A 20,699-nucleotide genomic window follows, 5' to 3' on the forward strand; every position below is an offset into this window, starting at 1 on the left:
CTGCAAGCTGTCGAGCTATAAAGAATCGCGGCTGCAAGTGTGGATTGAGAAGCTGTTTGATGAGTTGAGCCAGTTGTTCAATGGTGACAATAACTTTGAGGTCACTTTCAGAGGCGTCGAGTCGGATTATCTGGACGTGGTTGACGCCGCAAAAGTGGCGATGGGCAAAGGCATGCAGGTCACCCTGCAGTTTATCGAAGCGGACCCGGCCGAAGAGCGCCTGACCCGTATTCGTGAGCTGATGGAGGAGGCCAAGCTCCATCCTGAATTTGAGCATTTCATTCGCGAGAATGCCGATGTCAGCCAGTCCTTTGAAGAAGCGTTCAATAAGGATTTTGACGTGTATGTGGTGGCGACTATGTCCTCGGGCAAGTCGACGCTGATCAACGCCATGCTTGGCCAGGACCTGTTACCGGCGGCCAACGAAGCCACTACCGCAACCATTGCGCGGATCACCGACAATGCATTAATGGGTCAACGCTTCGCAGCCCAGCGCGTGACGAATGATCACCGCGTTGCGGAAAACAGCGACAACGTAAGCCTGGAAGTGCTCCAGGCATGGAACAACCTGCCCGATACGATGCGCATCGATATCGAAGGCAAAATTCACGCGATTCAAGACCGTGACAGCGTACGCCTGGTATTGACCGACACGCCGGGCCCGAACAACAGCCAGGATGCAAAGCATCAGCTCAAAACGATGAGTTTCATTCAGGACTCTCAGCGCAACCCGCTGATTCTGTATGTGCTCAATGCCAGCCAATTGGGCACCAACGACGACAAAAACCTATTGGGGCTGGTCGCCGAAACCATGCGCAAGGGCGGAAAGCAGAGCAAGGATCGGTTCATTTTTGTCATCAACAAGATGGATGTGTTCGACCCTGAGAAAGGCGAGGACCTGCCATCCGTGCTGGCCCGCGTCAAAAACTACCTGGTTGAAAACGGTATTTTCAACCCGCTGATCTACCCGGTATCGGCCAACCTGACGCGGCTGCTGCGCAAGCCTCAGCACTTGCACTCACGCAAGGAACGCGGTGAGTTGAACTCCATGATGGACATGTTTGGCGAAGAGCCGAGCATGAACCTGCTGCAATACATGCCGATTACCGAGCGGGTCAAACGTAGCCTGCAAGAAAAGAAACTTCCCGAGATCGTGCTGAGCAGCGGATTGCCGGCGGTGGAGGCGATGATTGACGAGTACATCGACAAGTACAATTTTCCACATCGGGTCAAGCGCGCCTATGACGCGATGATCAAGGCCATTGCAGTCGGACTTAACGAAACCCAACTGATCGAGCAACTGGATCAGGACGAAAAGACGCTGGCGCATATCAATGAAGAGATCCTGGCGCTGGAGCTTCGGCAGGAGCAGGGGTTCGATACGCAGGCCTACAAGGACAAAATAGCGCGTGAAGGCAAGGTGTTGCCACGGGCCACCGAAGATGAACTCGCGACCTTGGAAAATGCTTCGGGTAAGTATCTCCGGTCGGTCAGTGAGCGGTTTATCGGGGAGGTTGAGCCGCGGATCGCTGAAATGCGGGTCAAGGAGGTTGAAGAGGAACTCCAGTTCCAGTACCGGAAACTCATCAATGCCTACGAGGCCGTATTTATCACGAGCCAACAAGTCATCCGTGATGATCTCCAGGCGGAGTATCAGCGTTATATCGTGGATCTGTTCAAGGACTGCCAGCATTTGAAGTTGCCGATTTTGGACAGCCTTCAAAAAGCCGCGGGTGATATCTCCTTCAATCTCACCATCAAGAGTGATGAGGTGCAAACCAAGCGGGTTGTGATTGACCGTTACGAAGTCAGCGACAGCAGTTGGTACAACCCTTTTTCATGGGGCTCTACCCGTACGGTTTACAAATATGGCGAAGAGAAGTCGGTTGACCTGGCCAAGCTCTGGAATCCCCGCAGCACCCGTATAAATACTGAGTTTGCTCGACTGGTCGTGGCCGCTCGCACAGAAATCGACAATGGCAAGACCGTCCTGATTGATCAGTTCATTGCCTTCATGGGGCGTGAGTTCGAAACCAAGTTCAATGAATTGATCGACTCGCTCAAAGAAAAAATGACCGATCGCGACGTTCGTAAACAAGCCCTTGAAGAGGCTCGTGAGTTGCAAGCGTGGATCAACCAATTCAAAGAAAAACTCGACGAAACCCTAGCGGTTTGACCTCGGAGCTTCTATGACGACTAACACCGCAATGATTGGAAAAGTCCGTGAGCAGTTCTTGGCGGCGCTCGATGACACACAGGTCGGCACTGAACTGTTGCAACAGATGGTGGATGCAGCGCGACAGCGCCCAGGAGTGATGGACGCTCACGAGGTGGATCGCATCACTCGCGCTATCGATGTGGATCCGGTGAGTTGGAACCCGGACTATTTCAGCCGGCAAAAGTTTTTCGCCGCCCGCAATTTCTCCGCGGAGCGGCTGGAACATTTAATTCAGGTTCGCGATGTGTTTCGTCAAAGAAACGAAAAGGGGTTCACACCCACAGATTCCGTTTCACCAGCGAGAAAAACACCGATGAACAATGCCTCCCTTGACTACCAGCCTTCCAGCAACCTCAAGCAGTTTGTCGACGAAGGCGACTTGCTGACGATCCGAACGGCGTTGCATCTGGAACTCAATGATCGTCGTCTGGATGGCGCCGATTTGCATGCTGCACTTGTGTGGATCAAAGGCAAAGTCCCCGGAATTTTCGAGACCTACGCAGAGGGGGCTTTTGCGCGCGAACCTGTTGCAGATCAGAAACAATGGACCGAGGATTACTACGACCTCCAGGTTACATACCTGAAAACTAACTTTTCAGAACAGCGATTTGTGCATTTGATCGAAGTTCGCGATCTGTTGCGCAATAGTGCTGTCGAGGGCTTTGCTTCGACTAAGGCGGCAGCGCCAAAACAAACTACCGGTGCATATTCCGCTCCTGCGGTGGCTCAAGCATCACCTCGCAGCTCCCGCCAGGCTATTCCCGACACCGCACCGGATCGCAACCCCGCCTTCAGGACCGCACTGCTAATTGGCGGTGCGATTGCCGCGGTGGTCGTGTTCCTTGTGGCATTGGTTCGGTGAGCGTATGACAACTTCTATACTGACCCGAACCGCACTGCAGGACATACGTGAAAACGCTGGCCTGACCCTTGAGGCAGGGCGCGCACTGATCAATCGCAGTTACCTGTCGGAACTGGAACGTTATCCGGTCCATGCCTTCGCGGAGAAGGGGCTGCGGTTCAATGCGGCCAGTGATGCGCGGATTTTCCGCGTCGAGCGCATCGTCCAAGACAACAAACAATCCGTGCTTGAAAGCACGACGGCCGCTTACACCGCACTGGGTGCTGCGGGTTACTCGGTTTTCTTGATATTGCGTTCTAACGGTATTGAAACCGACCTATATATCGGTACCCGGGGGGAGCCCGGCAAAACTCTCGGGCACAGTTCCGGCGAGTTGCTGCGGGAGACTTTCAAGGGACACTTCTCGGGCAGCTCATTAGTGCCGCTGCAGCAACAAGAGGCTGACGTCTTGCTGGGGGCGGTCCAGGCCGAAAAGGCTAACCCTTCGGCGAGTATCACGGCGGTCACAGGTGTTCCTGCGTTGTCGACGGAGAACCGCGAGCACTTCATGCAAGGGCTCGAGCGCTTTATCGATGCGGCTGAGCGCCGTGTGTATCATGCGATAATCCTTGCTGAGCCGGTTTCGTCACAAAACCTTGACCTAATTCGTGCCGGTTATGAGCAAGTGGCCACACACCTTTCGCCCTTGCTCAAGCAACAATTATCGTTCGGCGAGCAGGACAGCGATTCCGTTGGGCTGAGCATCAGCCAGGGCTTAAGTGACTCCCTTGGGCACAGCCTTGGGCTGACCGAGACCAAGGGTACTTCGACAACGCTGGGTACATCTACCACTGACACCACCGGTACCAGCGAATCGTTTAGTGCGCAGACCCTGACCTCGAAAACGGTCGCTATCGGTGCCAATGTGCTCGGTATGGTGGGTGGTGCGACATTGGGGCCATTCGGCGCGATGCTCGGTAGTCAGATCGGCTCGGCCGCTGCAGCGCTGCTCAACGAACAACGCACCACCGGCACCAGTCAGTCGACGTCCACAGGTCGCAATGAAAGCCACGGCACGTCCTTCAGTGAGGCCGCGTCGAAGACCACCTCGACCACACACACCACCAGCACCACCGACACTCATTCGTTGAACAAAACCCTGGGCTCTAATCGGCAGATTTCGATTGAGACCGTGGACAAGACCATCGAGCAGTTGCTCAGCAAAATCGATCACCACCTCGAGCGTATCGACGAAGCCAAGACATACGGCGGCTGGAACTCGGCGGCGTATTTCATCGGTGACAGCACTGCGTCGTCCGAATCGTTGGCGAGTATCTTTCTTGGGCTGGTACGCGGCAGCAAGTCCAGCCATGAAGACTTCGCCCTGACCACCTGGAAATCTGCCAACAAGTCCGCTGTGCTGGACTGGCTCACCGCGTTCAGCCATCCGCAATTGAAGCCGGGGTTTTCGAAAAAGATCCCGATCAGTTACCTCACGCCCGCCACGCTGGTGTCTGGTAAGGAAATGGCGATCCAATTGAGCCTGCCCCGACGCTCCACCTCCACGGTGGCCGTGCTGGAAACCCAGGCGTTCGGCCGCAAGGTGCAGCGCCTGGATGGTCACAGCAGTGAGCCAGGCAAGGGCAAGACACTGACCTTGGGCAACATCCGCCACTTGTGGGAAAACCTGCCGCAAAAGATCGAGTTGAGCCTCGATCAATTGGCCAGCCATGTGTTTGTCAGTGGTTCGACCGGTGCCGGTAAAAGCAACACGCTGTATGAAATGCTCAGCCAAATTAGCGCCGCCGGCGTGCCATTCCTGGTGATTGAGCCGGCCAAGGGCGAGTACAAACACGTCTTTGGTCATCGCGATGACGTCAATGTATTCGGCACGCATCCGGCCCACTTTGAATTGTTGCGCATCAACCCGTTCCGCTTCCCGTTGGCCATTCATGTGCTGGAGCACGTTGATCGGCTCGTGGAAATCTTCAACGTCTGCTGGCCGATGTATGCCGCAATGCCTGCCGTACTCAAAGAGGCAATCCTGCAGGCGTATCAGCAATGTGGTTGGGACTTGGACGCGTCGATCAACCGTTACAGCGATGCATTGTTTCCGACGTTCAGTGACCTGCTCAGTACCCTGCAAAGCGTGATCGAGGCCTCCGCGTACTCCCAGGAGCTCAAAGGTAACTACATCGGTTCGCTGTCCACGCGGATCAAATCCCTGACCAATGGCTTGAATGGGCAGATTTTTACCGCTAACGAAATCGACAGCGCAGTGCTGTTTGATCAGAGCGCAATCGTGGACCTGAGCCGCGTCGGCTCGTCCGAGACCAAGGCCCTGATCATGGGGATCCTGGTGATGCGCCTGAGTGAGCACCGAATGGCCTGTGGTGGCATGAACCAGCCGCTGCGCCACGTCACAGTCCTTGAGGAAGCGCACAACATCCTCAAGCGCAGCCCGTCCGAAGGCGGTGCTGAAGGGGCAAATGTGGTCGGCAAGTCAGTGGAGATGCTGACCAATGCCATCGCCGAAATGCGCACCTATGGTGAAGGTTTCATCATTGCCGACCAGTCGCCCCATGCGGTGGATATCGCCGCGATTCGCAACACCAACACCAAAATAATCATGCGCCTGCCGGATGAAATGGACCGTCGTTTAATCGGCAAGTCGGTGGCGTTGCGTGATGACCAGCTTGAAGAAATCGCCAAGTTACCCAAAGGCGTCGCCATCGTTTATCAAAATGACTGGCTGGAGCCGGTGCTGTGTCAGGTGAAGAAATTCGCCGGGTATGAAACCCCTTATGTGTATACCGCCAATGACAAGCGCGCCGTGCGTAGCCAGGATTTCAACCTGCAGGTACTCAACCTTCTGCTGAGCAACCGTATCCGCACGCCAGTCGCCTTGGATTTAGCGTTGCTGGAAAATGGCTTGTGGGAATTGCCGTTGCTGGCTCGCAGCAAAATTGCGCTGTTCGAGGCGCTCAATGCCCACAAAGAAGAGAAGCCGTCGGCGCTGTGCAAGCCCGAGGCATTTGCCTACGCCGCACAATTGGTGGTCGATGTGCTCGGTTGCCGGCAGCAGGTTCAGCAGATCATTCAAACGGCGACCGATTACGGGCAACTCAGCAATCAACTGGACCAGCTGCTCCACGAGCGAGCGACAGACTTGAGCACTGAGCTGGCCCTGGCGACCCAGCAATGCTTGATGAAGGATTACAGCCTCCAGCACGAGAGCCATATCGATATTTATTCTGCATGGCGTGCGCGCCTCGAAACAGGGAGCGTTCTGTGAACTTTGAAAATTTCTTTGCTGGAAAAACCGAGGTTCCGTCCAACCTGGCGTTACTGGCGCGCGAAATGCCGGACCGCTGCCTGATCGTTGTCGAGCTTGATCGACCTATCGTGCTCACCCAGGAAACCCGCCTGGAGCTACCGCAAATGTCGCCGGAAACCCGTGAGCGGCTTAAACTGCTGGGCGTTCCAAAAGAGGTTCTGGATGCTATCGGTAGTGAAGCCGAAGCGAAAATCTATGAAGGCGCGAATCTGGAACCGGCCGAGGTCAATGGCAAGGATGCACTGATTCGTACCGACATCGATTACGATCAAAAAGATTATATGGGTACCACCAACCTGGACCGGATGAAGTCGGGAAGGGCTCCGCTGGATGCCAACGGAAAGCCGATCGAGTTACATCACATCGGCCAGAAACAGGACTCGCCATTGGCAGAATTGACCAGCGCTGAGCACCGTGGCAACGGAAACGATAACGTGCTGCACAACAAACAGAAGGAGTCCGAGATCAATCGCGAGGACTTCGATAAAGAGCGAAAAGACTACTGGAAGGCGCGAGCCGAACAGATTGAGAATCAGCGCTGAGGGCGAATCTTATGAAAAAACTTGAACAACTCGTTGATCTCCATCAGGCCAACACCCGGCCAGTAGATACCGCCAGCATCCAGAATCTTGAGGAGAAACTGGGATTCGCACTGTCTGACGAATACAAGCGCTACCTGTCGGCTTTTGGAGTCATTGTCTTTGACGCCTACGAAACTTATGGCCTAGGCGTGCCTGACGACTATTACCTGAATGTCTTTGCCGCATTCTCGGACCTGGGCCGTGACCCGACCTACCCGAAAAATACTGTGCCACTGCTGGAGATTGGTGATGGTCAATACTACCTGTACGACAACCAGGCACGAAAACTTCTGGTTTGGGCTACACCGAATGGCGGCATTGTGCGTGTCTTGGAAGACGGGCTGGAAGCCTTTTTGATCAAGCATGTCTTCGCAGGCTAGTTGAACGCAGTTTGCAGACATAGACGTTACTCTTTTTCGTACGGCTATGTGCTGCAAGTTCTATTCGATGAACAGTGTCTTTAGATGGCTGTATCGCTTGAGTCGGCTGCTTGGCACCCTGAGAGGTGGGGGAGCAAGCCCGATGCACAATCCAGGCAGACGACGGTCATGGTCTGGTGATTACTTATCACCTGTCGAAGCTACTTCGTTAGCGTATTGAGACGACCTTCGTGTCTCGGTTGCTCTGGATGGCCGAGATCGAAAGATTGCCGGTAGCTGCTTCTTGGATGTGTTCGCTCCACCACTTCATCATTGGACGCCTGCGCTCGATGTAGTCCGCTCGGTTATAGGCGCTGCGGACCTCGTCTTTATCGACGTGTGCAAGCGCTACCTCAATCAACTCAGGATCCCAGCCGTGTTCGTTGAGAGTAGTGCTGGCCATTGATCGCATGCCATGGCTCACCAACCGACCTTCGAAGCCCATGCGCTTTAGCGCCATGTTGGCGGTCTGGCTGTTGCAATGGGTCCGAGGGTCCCGGTCTGCAGGAAATACATACTCTCGGTGTCCGCTGTAGGGTTTGATTGCCTCCAGCAGTCCCAATGCTTGATCTGTGAGCGGCACGATATGTACGCGGCGTTTCTTCATGCGCTCAGCAGGAATCGTCCAGATCTTCTTCTCGAAGTCGATGTCGACCCAGCGCGTGGTTGCAGCCTCCGCTGGGCGAGTCATGGTATTGAGCTGCCATTCAATCAGACAGCGCGTAGTTCTTTTTATGCTGGCATTAGCAATTGCCACCATGAGCTCTTTCAGCTCATCTGGAGCAAGTGCCGCCATGTTTTTCTTTTTCGGCTTCTTGAAGACGGAGCGAATCCCGCTGAGTGGGTTCGCGTGTATCAGTCCTGAGTTGACCCCGTAAGTCATGATCTCATTGAGTCGCTGTGACAGCCGTTTAACGGTTTCAAGGCTACCTTTGGTTTCGAGTGGTCGAAGAAGGTTGATGACTTGTGGTGCGCTGATTGCTGAAATCTGTGTGGTGGCCAAGTCTGGAAAAACGTGCAGCGTCAACGAACGCCAGATGTCCTCGGCATAAGCTGGTGTCACCGCATCCTTCTTCAGTTCATACCAGGACGTCGCGACATTCTGGAATGTGTGCTCGGTTTCAGCTTGCTTTGCTTGCAGCACTGCATCCCGTTGTTCTTTGGGATCGAGGCCTTGGGCAAGTATTTCCCGAGCTGCAATGGAGCCTTTTCGTGCCAGCGCTAGCGAGACTTCAGGGAAGGTACCGAGGCCCATGTTGATTCGCTTCTTCGTCACGGGGTGTCGATAGTTGAAGTTCCATAGCTTTGAGCCATTACTTCTCACTCGCATTTGAAGTCCGCCGCCGTCGAACAGGACGTAGTCCTTTTCAGCAGGCTTGGCAGATTTGATTTTGAGCTCAGAGAGGCGAACCGCTTGTGCGCACATTGGCATTCCAGGGTGGGGTTGGCATTCCAAAAATTAGCACTGTTGGGCTTGGAATGCCAATTGGAATGCCATAAAGGGTAGCTGCTCTTGGACGTTCGTGGACGCTGATGGCGCTGAAACCCGCGTATTCACTGGATTCCAGGCACAAAAAAAGACGTCCGTGGACGTCTTTAGATGTTGAAGTGGTGGAGCCGGGGGGATTTGAACCCCCGTCCGCCAGTACTCCGCTGTCGGTACTACATGCGTAGCCGTTTCTATTAAGTTAACCCGCAGCGACCCGAAGGGCAGGGTGCTTTGGGCGAGTTGTGTAAGTTTTAGCCGCTTCGTCCACAACGTACTGCACGGCGATTCTGTTCTATATGACAATCACTTTGGGTTTACAGACATCCCCTGGTGATTGCTGGACCCGAAGGTACCAGAAGCTCAGGGCTAAGGCTGCTTACGCAGCGAGAGCGAATTCCTGGCCGTAGTTTTCGTCATTGGCAACTATAAGTAGTTGCAACAGTGGATTTACGAGTTCTGTTACCAACTCGGCATGCACCTAAAGTTTCGCGACCGGCGTCGAATCCTAAACGGCCCCGTGCTTGTAACTCGTTGTTTCATAGTGAGTGACAAGCTTGTGCAGTGTACTCCAAACCGTCACGGAAGGCCAACCCGAAGGTTGGCTTTGCGCTGGCGGGACGTTTACTGATCGCCTTTTTCGCTGTTCTGCAGGTCTTGCAGGGCTTTGGAGGTGATCTCGATGCACTTCTTGTCGTCGCCGGCGGCGTGGGCGGCCTTGGCTTGGGACACGGCGTTGTCTATCTCGCCGCTTTTGCCACTGGTGTCGGTGGCGAGCAGTGCCTTGCCGTTGTTGATTTTGTTCAGGTTGATCTCGCAGAGGTCTTTATCGCCCGCAGCAAACACAGGGGACGCCAGCATCGCAGCGGTAATGAACAAGCCAGCAAGAGCGGAACGCTTCATAAGGTATCTCCTTGCGCAAAAGGGCTCGACGCTGCTGGCGTTCAACGGCTGCCAGCGACATCACTGATGGGCCTCGTGTGTCGAGGCCTATGCAGATGACTACGCCAGCGCTTAAGGGTTCTGTTTTTTTTGCTGGATCAATGGGCGCGGGCCTGGGTGACGCGGTCGACCAGGTAGACCAGACCGTGATAATCGATGCCGCCATGCTGGCTCAGGCCGATCTCGCAGGTGCGGCTGGTAGAAATGCCTTCACTGCAATATTGCACGGCGTCCTTGAGGCTGCGCAGTGCGTGGGCGTTGAGTTGCGGTGTGGTGAAGCCTTTGTCGCCGGCAAATCCGCAGCAGTGGATGCCTTCCGGGATCACCACGGTTTTGGCGCAGCGCCGGGCCAGGTCGATCAGGGCCTGGCTTTCGCCCAGGTGTTGGGTGCTGCAGGTGACGTGCACGGCGATGGGCGCTTCCTGGGGCGTGAAGTCGAGACGATCCATCAGGTGCGTGCGGATAAAGCGTACGGGGTCGTAGAGGTCCAGGCGCGTTTCGCCCAGGTCCTGCACCAGGCGCAGGGTGCAGGGGCTGGTGTCGCAGTAGATCGGGTCGAGCCCGCCGCGGCTGGCGTGGAGCAGGGCGCCGAGCAGTTCCTGGCGCTTGTGTTCGGCTTGTTCGGCATAGCCTTTGGAGGCGAAGGGCTGGCCGCAACACAGGCTGTCCTGGTTCTCGGGGAGCACCACTTGGTAACCGGCTTTTTCCAGCAGGCCGCGGGTTTTGTCGTACAGCGACATCTGCTCTTTATCCCCCGCCGCCGGGCCCATGGCGCGGGAGACACAGGCAGCCAGGTAGACCACCCTTGGCCGTTCGTCCGTCACGGCCGGGCTGAAGCGGATGGTTTTTTCCGGCTGGGGCATGGCGTTGGTCCACTGTGGGATCTGCCCTTTGGACAACCGGGTGACAGTGGTCGATAGCTTGGCCAGACGCGGCGCGCCCAGCAGCATGCGTGCGCCATTGGCCACATGCAGCGTAAAGCGCGCACCTTGCAACGCAGTGGAGAAATGGCTGGCGAGCCATTCGGCCGTTTTCGTACGGTCGGCTTTACGGCTGCGCAGTTTTTTCACCAGGTCGCCGGTGTTGATTCCCACGGGGCAGCGTTGAGCGCACAGGCCGGTGGCGGCGCAGGTGTCGATGCCTTGGTAGTGATAAGCGGCTTCCAGTTCGGTGGTATCGACGCCGGCGCGTTTCTTCGCCTGAATGTCGCGCCAGATCACGATGCGTTGGCGCGGGCTCAAGGTCAGGCCTTTCGAGGGGCACACCGGTTCGCAGAAGCCACATTCGATGCACTTATCCACCAGTTCGTCGGCGGCGGGCAGCGGCTTGAGGTGTTTAAGGTGAATTTGCGGGTCTTCGCTGAGCACCACGTCCGGGTTGAGGATGCCGTTGGGGTCGAGCAGGCGCTTGAGTTGCCACATCAATTGGTAGGCGTCGCTGCCCCATTCCAGCTCGACGAACGGCGCCATATTACGGCCGGTGCCGTGTTCGGCTTTCAACGAACCGCCAAACTCCACCGCCACCAGTTGCGCCACGTCGTCCATGAACGCTTGGTAGCGTGTGACTTCTTCCGCGCTGTTGAAGCCCTGGGTGAAGACAAAGTGCAGATTGCCTTCCAGTGCGTGTCCGAAAAGGATCGCTTCGTCGTAGTGATGTTTGTCGAACAGTTGGATCAAGCGATTGACCCCGATTGCCAGTTGCTCGACCGGGAAGGTCACGTCCTCGATGATCACTGTGGTGCCGGTTTTACGTACGGCACCGACGGCGGGAAAGGTGTCTTTGCGGATTGCCCACAGGCGGGCGTTTTCCAGTGAGTCTTCGGTGAAGTCGACCTGTTTTTCCACGGGGAAACCGGCCAGGGAACCCATGATCAGCGCCAGTTGCTCATGCAGCAAGGCCGGTGAAGCAGCGCGGGATTCGATCAGCAGTGCGCAGGCATTTTCCGATAGTTGCTGTACGAAAGCGGGCATGCCCGGCTTGTCCTGTACCGAGCGCATGCTGCGTCGGTCCAGCAGCTCAACGGCGGAGACCGGTTGGGTTTTGAGAACGGTGACCGCGTTGCAGCAGGTCTCGACATCCGGGAACACGATCAACGCCGACGCTTTGTTCTGGTGATCGACCACCGTGTCGTAGGTGACTGCACTGATGAAGCCGAGCGTTCCCTCGGAGCCGACCAGCAGATGGCTGAGGATATCCAGCGGCTCATCGAAATCCACCAAGGCATTGAGTGACAGCCCGGTGGTATTTTTCAGACGGTATTTGTGGCGGATTTTGGCTGCCAATTCGGCATTTGCCCGGGTCTCGCGGCCCAGCGACGCCAGGCGTTCAAGCAACGGCCCGTGCTGTTCACGAAACGCTGCGACGCTGTTTGCATCTTCAGTGTCCAGGCGGCTGCCGTCAGCCAGTACCAGGCGTATGCCCGCCAGGGTGTGGTAGGTGTTCTGCGCCGTGCCGCAGCACATGCCGCTGGCATTGTTGGCGACGATGCCGCCGATTTTGCAGGCGTTGATCGACGCCGGGTCTGGCCCGATCTTGCGCCCGAACGGCGCCAGCCATGCGTTGGCCTGGGCGCCGATGACACCGGGCTGCAGGCGAATCTGCGTGCCTTGCCCACGAATTTCGCGGCCGTTCCAGTTGTCACCCAGTACGATCAGCACCGAGTCGCTGATGGCCTGTCCGGACAAGCTGGTGCCGGCAGCGCGGAAGGTCACGGGTACGCGCTCGCGTTGGGCCAGCTGTAACAGCGCCACGACTTCATCTTCCGACTCCACGCGGATCACCAGCTGTGGGATCAGTCGGTAAAAACTGGCGTCGGTGCCGAAAGCGAGGGTGGAAAGTGGATCGTCGAAACGCCGATCGTTCGGAATCAGGTGTGCGACGTCGCTCAGGAAAGCAGCAGGCAGGCTCATCGGTCCTCCAGAAATAGCTGACGCCGGCATCGTTGTCCGGCGTCGATTCTTACTCTGTTACGTGCAGGCCTAGTGCACCAGCATACCGGTGAACCAGTACGCCTGGGCCAGGGTGATCAGCCCGACGATCGTGGCAAAGAACAGGCTGTGTTTGAGCGTGAAGCGGAACAGGTCGGATTCCTTGCCCACCAGGCCGGTGGCGGCGCAGGCCACGGCGATCGACTGGGGCGAGATCATCTTGCCGGTGACGCCGCCGCTGGTATTCGCGGCCACCAGCAAGGTGTCATTTACGCCGATCTGATGCGCGGTGGTGGCTTGCAGCGAGCTGAACAGGGCGTTGGACGACGTGTCGGAGCCTGTCAGGAAAACCCCCAGCCAACCGAGGAAAGGCGAGAAGAACGGGAAGGCAGCCCCTGTGCCGGCCAACACCAATGCCATGGTTGAAGACATGCCGGAGTAGTTGGTGACAAAGGCGAACGCCAGCACCATGCCGATGGACAGGATCGGCCAGCGTAGCTCGTAGAAGGTCTCTCTTAAAGTGGTAAGACCAGTTTTAATGTCTATCTTCAGCACCAGCATCGAGATCAGGGCGGAGAAGAAAATCGCCGTGCCGGTCGCTGAAATCGGGTCCAGCTTGAATACGGCCGGGATCGCGGTGGGGTTGGTCACGATCGGTGCGACCTTGACCACCAGTTGATCCAGGTGAGGGATTGCGAAGTTGAACACCCAGCTGTACATCGAGCCGCCGGCGGCGAACATCGCCTTGAACGATTTGAGCGTCCAAAGGGTGACCAGCACGGTAAGAGTCAGGAACGGCGACCACGCTTTGAAAATCTGCCCCAGGCTGTAGGGTGAGACCGCTGTGTTGCGTGGCAGGCCGAAACCGCCGGCGCTGGCGGTGACCGCTGCGCTGGAGGTGGCGCCGGCAATCTGCGCACCGGCGGTGCGCTTGGGTTGCCAGACTTTCAGGAACAGCGTGAGGGAGATCAGGCTGGCGAGCGCCGAGGTGATGTCCGGCAGTTCCGGGCCGATGAAGTTGGAGGTGAAGTACTGGGTGATGGCAAAGCTCAGGCCCGCAACCAATGCCGCCGGCCAGGTTTCGCGAACGCCGCGCACGCCGTCCATCATGAACACCAGCCAGAACGGCACGAATAGGGACAGCAGTGGCAGTTGGCGGCCGGTCATGGCGCCAATCTTGAAGGCGTCGATGCCGGTCACTTGGCCGGCCACGATAATCGGGATGCCCAGTGCGCCGAAGGCCACGGGGGCGGTGTTGGCGATCAGGCACAGGCCGGCGGCGTACAGCGGGTTGAACCCCAGGCCGACCAGCAGCGCGGCGGTGATCGCCACGGGAGCACCGAAACCGGCCGCGCCTTCGAGGAAGGCGCCGAAGCAGAAACCGATCAGCAGCACTTGCAGGCGCTGGTCATCGGTAATCGACAGCACGGAGCTGCGGATAATCTCGAACTGGCCGCTTTTGACCGTGAGTTTGTAGAGGAAAACCGCAGCGACAATGATCCACGCGATAGGCCACAGACCATAGGCAAAGCCGTAACCGGCGGCGGCGAGTGCCATGTCCACCGGCATCTGGAAGGCAAAGATCGCCACCAGGATCGACAGCGCCAAGGTGATGCTGCCGGCCACATGGCCTTTGAGGCGAAACACGGCCAGGGCCAGGAAGAAGAATACGATCGGAATAACGGCCGCCAGTGCGGACAGGCCGAGGCTGCCGAGCGGGCTGTAGAGCTGTTGCCAGGTTTGCATGGGGGTGGCCCTGATTGTTGTTGTTTGGTTAGCTTGGGTAATTGGTAATACCAATTTACAGTCGCTGTGGGCTAGAGTAAAAGCCTTGGCAGGGATGTGTCAATTTGCCGCTTACGAAACTTTGGTCGTAAGTGGTCGAGCGGGGCGCGCTGATCGGCTGAAATGAAGGCGTTCTGATAGGTGCTGCGAGCGCTGCGATAGGCCAGAATGGAGCCGCCGGCGAGTGGTCGGGACGGTGGAGAGTGAGTGATGGGGTTTGATCAGGTGCGTCAGCGCCGTTTGTCTGACGATATCGTCGAGCAACTCGAGGGCATGATCCTTGAGGGCACGCTGAAGTCGGGTGAGCGCTTGCCGGCCGAACGTGCGTTGGCCGAGCAATTTGGTGTGTCGCGCCCCTCTTTACGGGAGGCGATCCAGAAACTGGCGGCCAAAGGCTTGCTCGTCAGTCGTCAGGGCGGTGGCAACTATGTGGCTGAATCGCTGGGCTCCACGTTCAGTGATCCGCTGCTGCACCTGTTGGAAAACAACCCCGAGGCTCAGCGTGATCTGCTGGAGTTTCGTCAGACCCTTGAAGCTTCTTGTGCCTATTACGCAGCGCAGCGCGCCACCGAAGTCGATCGCGAGCGGCTTACGGCGGCGTTCGAAGCGCTGCAGGACTGCTACACCCGCTCCGACGAAGTGAGTCGACTGGAGGAGGGCGCGGCGGATGCGAGGTTTCACTTGGCGATCGCTGAGGCCAGCCACAATGCCGTGTTGCTGCACACCATTCGTGGTCTGTTCGACCTGCTCAAGCGTAACGTGGTGACCAACATCGGCGGCATGTATCAGCAGCGTACGGAAACCCGCGACATGCTGATTAGTCAGCACCGGGATTTGTACCTGGCGATTATCGAAGGGCGGGCCGAGCAGGCGCGCGAGGTTTCAACACGGCACCTGCTGTATGTGCAGGAAGTGTTGGAGGAGGTGCGTCAAGAGGTACAGCGCGTGGCGCGTGCGGAGCGGCGCAAGGGGATGTAGCCGAGGGAGCCTCCCTAGGCTACATCACGGCAAGGGTCAGTCTTCCTTGCCCTTGTTGCGCACGGCGCGGTGCAGCTCACGATTGGAGTCACGCTCGCGTTCGGTATCACGCTTGTCGTACTCCTTCTTGCCCTTGCCCAGGGCAATTTCGCACTTGACCAGATGCTTGCTCCAGTACCAGGACAGGCAGATGCAGGCATAGCCCTTCTGCTGTACGGCGGAAGCGAGCTTTTCAAGTTCGCGCGCGTTGAGCAGCAGCTTACGCGTGCGCACCGGGTCGGCAATCACGTGGGTGCTCGCCGTGGTCAGCGGGGTAATATGACTGCCGAGCAGCCACGCCTCGCCGTCCTTGAGCAGCACATAACTGTCGACCAGCTGCAGCTTGCTGGCACGCAGACTTTTTACTTCCCAGCCGGCCAGGACCAGACCAGCCTCGAACCGATGTTCGATGAAGTAATCGTGTCGCGCCTTTTTATTTTGCGCGATGGTCCCTGTAGGGTGTTTCTTTTGTTTAGCCATAGGGGCGGCATTATAAGGAGTTGCGCGCGAGTAGGCTACGGTCAACCTGCGTGCTTGAGCGTGTTGGACGAATCCCGGACAATGCGGGCAGTTCTCTGGTTTTTTTCTCTCGCGGATCGGGCTGTTCTTTCGCGATGTTTTGCCTCAGCAGTGGAAATAACGCACACATGACGACGCATATTCAACGTTCGGCGCTGCTGCCCTATCCGGCACAGGCGCTCTATGACCTGGTCAACGACGTGGCGCGTTACCCGGAATTCCTGCCTTGGTGCTCAACGGCCGAGGTGCTGGAAAGCAGTGATGAGCACATGGTCGCCAGTGTCGGGGTCGCGAAGGGCGGTCTTAGCCAGCACTTTGTTACGCGCAATGTACTGGTGCCTGGGAAGTCCATCGAAATGAATCTGCAGGAGGGGCCGTTTACCCAGCTGCACGGGGTCTGGGTATTCAAGGCGCTGACGGATAAGGCCTGCAAAATCAGCCTGGATCTTTCTTTTGATTACGCCGGGCCGATCATTCGAGCGACGTTGGGGCCTTTGTTCAATCAGGCGGCCAATACACTGGTCGATGCGTTCTGCGAACGGGCCAAGCAACTGCATGGTTGAGGTTGAGGTGGTGTATGCCGCCGAAGACCGCCAGGTGTTGTTGACGGTGGCGGTGCCGGTGGACATCAGTCTGCGGGCAGCCGTGCAGGCGTCAGGTATTGCGCAGCAGTTTCCCGACCTGGACCTGGCTGATTGCCCTTTGGGTATATTTGGCAAGGTAGTCGCGGACCCTGATGTGCGTGCCGTACAGGCGGGTGATCGTATTGAGATTTACCGGCCGTTGCTGGCGGACCCGAAAGAAGTGCGCCGACTGCGCGCAGCCAAGGCGGCGCTTGCCAGGCAGCAGAATTCATAAGCCGGTCAATCGGCAGGCAACAAAAAAGCCCGGCATGCCGGGCTTTTTGTTGAGCGCCGCTCGCTTATTGCGGGCTGGTGTCCAGAGGTTGCGGTGTCGGGACGGGCACAGTTTCGACGCCGTCGACATCCTTCTGGATCTTGTCGAGCAAGGAGCCAGGCTTGGCCGGAACTTCGGACTTCGGCTGCTCGCCTTCCTTCGCAGGCGCGGTGACATTGGTGCCGTTGTCCTTGCCGAGCAAGGCTTCATCACGGCTTACGCCGGGCATGAAGTCACCGGACAGGCTGACGAGCTGGTCATTGCCATTGAAAATGACACTGACACGCTCCTGCTGGCGTTCACCGCCACCAGGCTGGAGGCTGTAGAGATAATCCCAGCGATCGGCATGGAAAGTGTCGGTCAGCAGGGGGTTACCCATGATAAACCGTACTTGCCGTCGGGTCATTCCGGGGCGTAACTGGTCTATCATGTCCTGCGTGACGACATTGCCCTGCTGGATGTCGATTTTGTAAACCCCGGGGAATGAACAACCGGCGAGTGCGAGCAGTCCCACAAAGGTGAAACTGGTTAGCAAGAGCTTGGTGTTTTGCATCGGTGGGCGACTTCCACTATCTTGGCTGGGACAACGTAAACGCCGATCATACCCGTATTAAGAGAAGCTGCGAAGCAGCATCCGCGAGAAAGCTAACCATGGTTGAAAATAGCGAACTACGCAAAGCCGGTCTCAAAGTGACTCTGCCACGCGTCAAGATTCTACAAATGCTCGATTCTGCTGAGCAGCGCCACATGAGTGCCGAGGATGTCTACAAGGCGCTGATGGAGTCTAACGAGGACGTTGGTCTGGCCACGGTTTATCGTGTGCTGACCCAGTTTGAAGCCGCTGGGCTGGTGGTTCGTCATAATTTCGACGGCGGTCATGCAGTGTTCGAATTGGCTGACGGTGGTCATCACGACCACATGGTTGATCTGGATACCAATGAAGTTATCGAGTTCACCAGCCCTGAGATCGAAGCGCTTCAGCATAAGATTGCTGAAGAGCACGGCTTCGATTTGGTCGACCATAACCTGGTGCTGTACATCCGTAAGAAAAAGTAAAAAGTGCTGCAGATTTACGCTGCAAAACGATCGAAGGCGACCTTAGGGTCGCCTTCGTGCTTTCTATAAAAGGTAAATTCGCCCTGTCAGGCCTTCGCCGCCACGACCATCTTCTTCGCGTGCGCCAGCGATTCCTTGGTCAAATCAATACCACCGAGCATGCGCGCCACTTCCTCCACACGCTCCGACTTGTTCAACTTGGACACGGCCGTACGCGTCGCATCACTGCCTCGTACCTTATGCACAAACAAGTGCTGATGCCCTTGGGCCGCCACTTGCGGCAAGTGGGTCACGGTAAGCACCTGGCCTCGATCCCCCAGGCGTCGCAGCAGTTGGCCTACAATTTCCGCCGTCGGGCCGCCAATGCCTACGTCGACTTCGTCGAATACCAGCGTCGGAACCCGAGAGGTTTGTGCGGTGATCACCTGGATGGCCAGGCTGATCCGCGAAAGTTCGCCACCGGATGCCACTTTGGCCAGCGCCTTGAGCGGCTGGCCGGGGTTGGCGCTGACCAGCAGTTCGACCTGTTCCAGGCCATGAGGTTGCAGTTCGTTGCTGGCGTTGGCGCGCAATTCAATGGAGAAACGCCCGCCCGGCATGCCCAGGCGCTGAATTTCCAATTCCACCGCGCTCGCCAGGCCGGTGGCCGCTTGCTGGCGCAGGTCGCTCAGTTCGCGCGCTTTCTCCTGATAATGGCGGGCGAAAGAAGCGAGCTCCTCACCCAGGCGTTCGATGGATTCATCGTTGGCGTTCAGCGTTTCGATTTCATCCATCAGCTTTTGCTGCATTGCCGCTACTTCGGTGGGCTGGATGCGATGTTTGCGCGCCAGGGTATAGATGGTGTCCAGGCGTTCCTCTATTTCCTGCAGGCGTGCCGGGTCGGCATCGAAGTGATCCAGGAAGCGATTGAGTTCGCCGACGGCTTCCTCGACTTGGATTTGCGCGCTGGTGAGCAAGGTCGTTGCTTCACTTAGCGAGCTGGAGGCGTTGTTCACGCTGGACAGGCGATTGAGGCTGGCGGTCAGTGCGTTGAGCACGTTGCCGGAATCACTCTCGCTGCATTGCTCCACCACCTGGCGGCAAATCCCCAGCAGGGTTTCGGCGTTGGTGAGGTTCTTGTGTTCCTGTTCGAGTTGTTCAAGCTCGGTCTCGCCCAGGCCGAGGCTTTCCAGCTCTTCGAGCTGATAGCTGAGCAATTGGTGGCGAGCGCGTTGTTCATCGCCGGAATTGGAGAGTCGCTCCAGTTCCTGGCGGGTCTGGCGCCAGCGCTGAGCGGCAAGCTGTACCTGGCGCGCAAGGTCGGTGGCGCCCGCATATTCATCGAGCAGGCGGCGGTGGGTGTCGGTTTTCAGCAGGGACTGATGTTCATGCTGGCTGTGGATGTCGATCAGCAGCTCGCCCAGCGCCTTCAGGTCGCCAAGTGGGCAAGGTGTGCCATTGATATACCCGCGTGAGCGGCCTTCCGCCGTGATGACCCGGCGCAGGATGCACGGGCCTTCATTATTAAGGTCGCGTTCAGCCAGCCAGGTTTCGGCCTCGGGGATATCCGCCAGGTCGAAAGTGGCGAGGATGTCAGCCTTGTCCGCACCGGGGCGCACCACGCCGCTGTCGGCACGATCCCCCAGGGCCAGGCCCAAAGCGTCGAGCATGATCGACTTGCCGGCGCCGGTTTCGCCTGTGATTACGCTCATCCCGCGATCCAGTTCAAGATCCAGGTGTTCAACGATGGCGTAGTTATGTACGGACAAGTGCACGAGCATGACGGCCGCTCCCAGGCTTTAGGTCTGGTTATTTATACAGTGTTTTGTTCGAGGCTGACAATCCTGATGCTTAGCTTGATTTGCTTTGTTTGAGCGTTTTTTAGGCGCAATTGGGAATGACCGAGCAAGAATTGATGAAGGTCAATTGAAAGACTTTTGGTAACGCCCGTGCCCTTGAACCTGGAAATTGTGGCCCCATATACCGGAACAGAAGCGCGAGTTGAGTTCGCGCATGATTTGAAAGGAGAACACTATGGCTGACGAACAGACGCAGGATACGCAAACTCCAGACGCCAATTCGGCTGTCGGCGATGAGCTGACGACCCGTGTGCAAGTGCTCGAAGAGCAATTGGCCGCTGCGCAGGATCAGTCTTTGCGTGTTGCCGCCGATCTGCAGAACGTCCGCCGCCGTGCCGAGCAGGACGTAGAGAAGGCTCACAAATTCGCACTGGAAAAATTCGCTGCAGATTTGCTGCCGATCATCGACAGTCTGGAGCGCGGTCTTGAGTTGTCCAACCCGGACGACGAAAACATCCGCGCGATGCGCGAAGGGATCGAGCTGACCCTGAAAATGTTCCAGGACACCCTCAAGCGTTATCAGCTGGAAGCCATCGACCCAGAAGGCGGCGAACCGTTCAACGCTGCACATCACCAAGCCATGGCGATGCAGGAAAGCCATGACCTGGAGCCAAACAGCGTATTGAAAGTCTTCCAGAAAGGTTACCTGCTCAATGGCCGCTTGCTGCGCCCGGCGATGGTGGTGGTGAGCAAGGCTCCGGCACCCGTTTCGCCTTCTATTGATGAGCAGGCTTGAAATACGCCGTAAGGCCCCCATCTATAAGTCAAGCGTTTAAGTGCTACCGCAGTTAGCCACCACTGCTGCGGCAACCAAATTCAAGTTTCGGGAGAGTCAA

17 protein-coding genes and 1 other RNA gene are annotated in these 20,699 nt (G+C 57.2%); 10 read left to right on the top strand and 8 right to left on the bottom strand.

Annotated elements, in window-relative coordinates; translation table 11 throughout:
• Positions 1 to 37: 37 nt before the first annotated feature.
• Genes ACLH0H_RS13280 through ACLH0H_RS13300 form a run of 5 tightly spaced genes read left to right on the top strand, consistent with a single transcriptional unit; the run spans position 38 to position 7,357 of the window.
• Positions 38 to 2,176 (top strand): dynamin family protein, encoded by a 2,139-nt coding sequence (locus ACLH0H_RS13280; protein ID WP_411382299.1) that lies wholly within the window; start codon positions 38 to 40, stop codon positions 2,174 to 2,176.
• A gap of 13 nt (positions 2,177 to 2,189) precedes the next feature.
• Positions 2,190 to 3,080, top strand: a complete 891-nt coding sequence (locus tag ACLH0H_RS13285; RefSeq protein WP_122500324.1) for a hypothetical protein — start codon at positions 2,190 to 2,192, stop codon at positions 3,078 to 3,080.
• Positions 3,081 to 3,084: 4 nt separating this feature from the next.
• Positions 3,085 to 6,354 (top strand): ATP-binding protein, encoded by a 3,270-nt coding sequence (locus tag ACLH0H_RS13290; protein WP_411382300.1) that lies wholly within the window; start codon positions 3,085 to 3,087, stop codon positions 6,352 to 6,354.
• Positions 6,351 to 6,938, top strand: coding sequence for an HNH/ENDO VII family nuclease (locus ACLH0H_RS13295; RefSeq protein WP_411382301.1), 588 nt, complete (start codon positions 6,351 to 6,353; stop codon positions 6,936 to 6,938). The genes ACLH0H_RS13290 and ACLH0H_RS13295 overlap by 4 nt, the downstream gene beginning before the upstream one ends.
• An 11-nt stretch (positions 6,939 to 6,949) precedes the next feature.
• Positions 6,950 to 7,357, top strand: coding sequence for an SMI1/KNR4 family protein (locus ACLH0H_RS13300; RefSeq protein WP_024657960.1), 408 nt, complete (start codon positions 6,950 to 6,952; stop codon positions 7,355 to 7,357).
• Positions 7,358 to 7,565: 208 nt separating this feature from the next.
• Here ACLH0H_RS13300 and ACLH0H_RS13305 read toward each other — a convergent pair whose 3' ends face one another.
• From ACLH0H_RS13305 to ACLH0H_RS13325, 5 genes are all read right to left on the bottom strand, one after another.
• Positions 7,566 to 8,822, bottom strand: coding sequence for an integrase domain-containing protein (locus ACLH0H_RS13305; RefSeq protein ID WP_143979014.1), 1,257 nt, complete (start codon positions 8,820 to 8,822; stop codon positions 7,566 to 7,568).
• Positions 8,823 to 9,005: 183 nt separating this feature from the next.
• Positions 9,006 to 9,402: a transfer-messenger RNA gene (gene ssrA, locus ACLH0H_RS13310) on the bottom strand.
• Between the two features lie 104 nt (positions 9,403 to 9,506).
• Complete coding sequence (locus tag ACLH0H_RS13315) at positions 9,507 to 9,785, bottom strand: hypothetical protein (protein WP_411382302.1); 279 nt, start codon at positions 9,783 to 9,785, stop codon at positions 9,507 to 9,509.
• A 137-nt stretch (positions 9,786 to 9,922) separates the two neighbouring features.
• Positions 9,923 to 12,733, bottom strand: a complete 2,811-nt coding sequence (locus ACLH0H_RS13320; RefSeq protein ID WP_411382303.1) for an FAD-binding and (Fe-S)-binding domain-containing protein — start codon at positions 12,731 to 12,733, stop codon at positions 9,923 to 9,925.
• 69 nt (positions 12,734 to 12,802) lie between these two features.
• Positions 12,803 to 14,497 carry a lactate permease LctP family transporter gene (locus ACLH0H_RS13325; protein WP_411382304.1) on the bottom strand — a complete coding sequence of 565 codons (1,695 nt, stop codon included), beginning with the start codon at positions 14,495 to 14,497 and terminating at the stop codon, positions 12,803 to 12,805.
• Between the two features lie 249 nt (positions 14,498 to 14,746).
• Between ACLH0H_RS13325 and ACLH0H_RS13330 the strand changes: the two genes are divergently transcribed.
• The gene (locus tag ACLH0H_RS13330; RefSeq protein ID WP_076952822.1) at positions 14,747 to 15,514 is read left to right on the top strand and encodes an FCD domain-containing protein; all 768 of its coding nucleotides are present in this window, start codon (positions 14,747 to 14,749) and stop codon (positions 15,512 to 15,514) included.
• A gap of 36 nt (positions 15,515 to 15,550) precedes the next feature.
• On the opposite strand, the gene smpB is transcribed toward ACLH0H_RS13330, so the two are convergent.
• Positions 15,551 to 16,033 (bottom strand): SsrA-binding protein SmpB, encoded by a 483-nt coding sequence (gene smpB, locus ACLH0H_RS13335; RefSeq protein WP_049711476.1) that lies wholly within the window; start codon positions 16,031 to 16,033, stop codon positions 15,551 to 15,553.
• Positions 16,034 to 16,200: 167 nt separating this feature from the next.
• On the opposite strand from smpB, the gene ACLH0H_RS13340 reads away from it, so the two are divergent.
• On the top strand, positions 16,201 to 16,635 hold the full coding sequence (locus tag ACLH0H_RS13340; protein WP_076952823.1) for a type II toxin-antitoxin system RatA family toxin: 435 nt from the start codon (positions 16,201 to 16,203) through the stop codon (positions 16,633 to 16,635).
• Positions 16,628 to 16,930: an RnfH family protein gene (locus tag ACLH0H_RS13345; RefSeq protein ID WP_411382305.1), complete on the top strand. Its 303-nt coding sequence runs from the start codon at positions 16,628 to 16,630 to the stop codon at positions 16,928 to 16,930. The genes ACLH0H_RS13340 and ACLH0H_RS13345 overlap by 8 nt, the downstream gene beginning before the upstream one ends.
• Before the next feature lie 64 nt (positions 16,931 to 16,994).
• Here the strand turns inward: ACLH0H_RS13345 and ACLH0H_RS13350 are convergent, their stop codons facing one another.
• The gene (locus tag ACLH0H_RS13350; RefSeq protein ID WP_076952825.1) at positions 16,995 to 17,522 is read right to left on the bottom strand and encodes an outer membrane protein assembly factor BamE; all 528 of its coding nucleotides are present in this window, start codon (positions 17,520 to 17,522) and stop codon (positions 16,995 to 16,997) included.
• Positions 17,523 to 17,620: 98 nt separating this feature from the next.
• Here ACLH0H_RS13350 and fur point away from each other — a divergent pair, with 98 nt between their 5' ends.
• Positions 17,621 to 18,025: a ferric iron uptake transcriptional regulator gene (gene fur, locus ACLH0H_RS13355; RefSeq protein ID WP_003194220.1), complete on the top strand. Its 405-nt coding sequence runs from the start codon at positions 17,621 to 17,623 to the stop codon at positions 18,023 to 18,025.
• Positions 18,026 to 18,111: 86 nt separating this feature from the next.
• On the opposite strand, the gene recN is transcribed toward fur, so the two are convergent.
• Entirely contained in the window at positions 18,112 to 19,785 is a 1,674-nt protein-coding gene (recN, locus tag ACLH0H_RS13360; RefSeq protein ID WP_411382306.1) for a DNA repair protein RecN, read from the bottom strand.
• Positions 19,786 to 20,038: 253 nt separating this feature from the next.
• Here recN and grpE point away from each other — a divergent pair, with 253 nt between their 5' ends.
• Positions 20,039 to 20,599: a nucleotide exchange factor GrpE gene (gene grpE, locus ACLH0H_RS13365; RefSeq protein ID WP_411382307.1), complete on the top strand. Its 561-nt coding sequence runs from the start codon at positions 20,039 to 20,041 to the stop codon at positions 20,597 to 20,599.
• The last annotated feature ends 100 nt before the right edge of the window (positions 20,600 to 20,699 follow it).

The organism is Pseudomonas sp. MPB26 (genome assembly GCF_046605355.1).
Classification (GTDB): Bacteria; Pseudomonadota; Gammaproteobacteria; order Pseudomonadales; family Pseudomonadaceae; genus Aquipseudomonas; species Aquipseudomonas cedrina.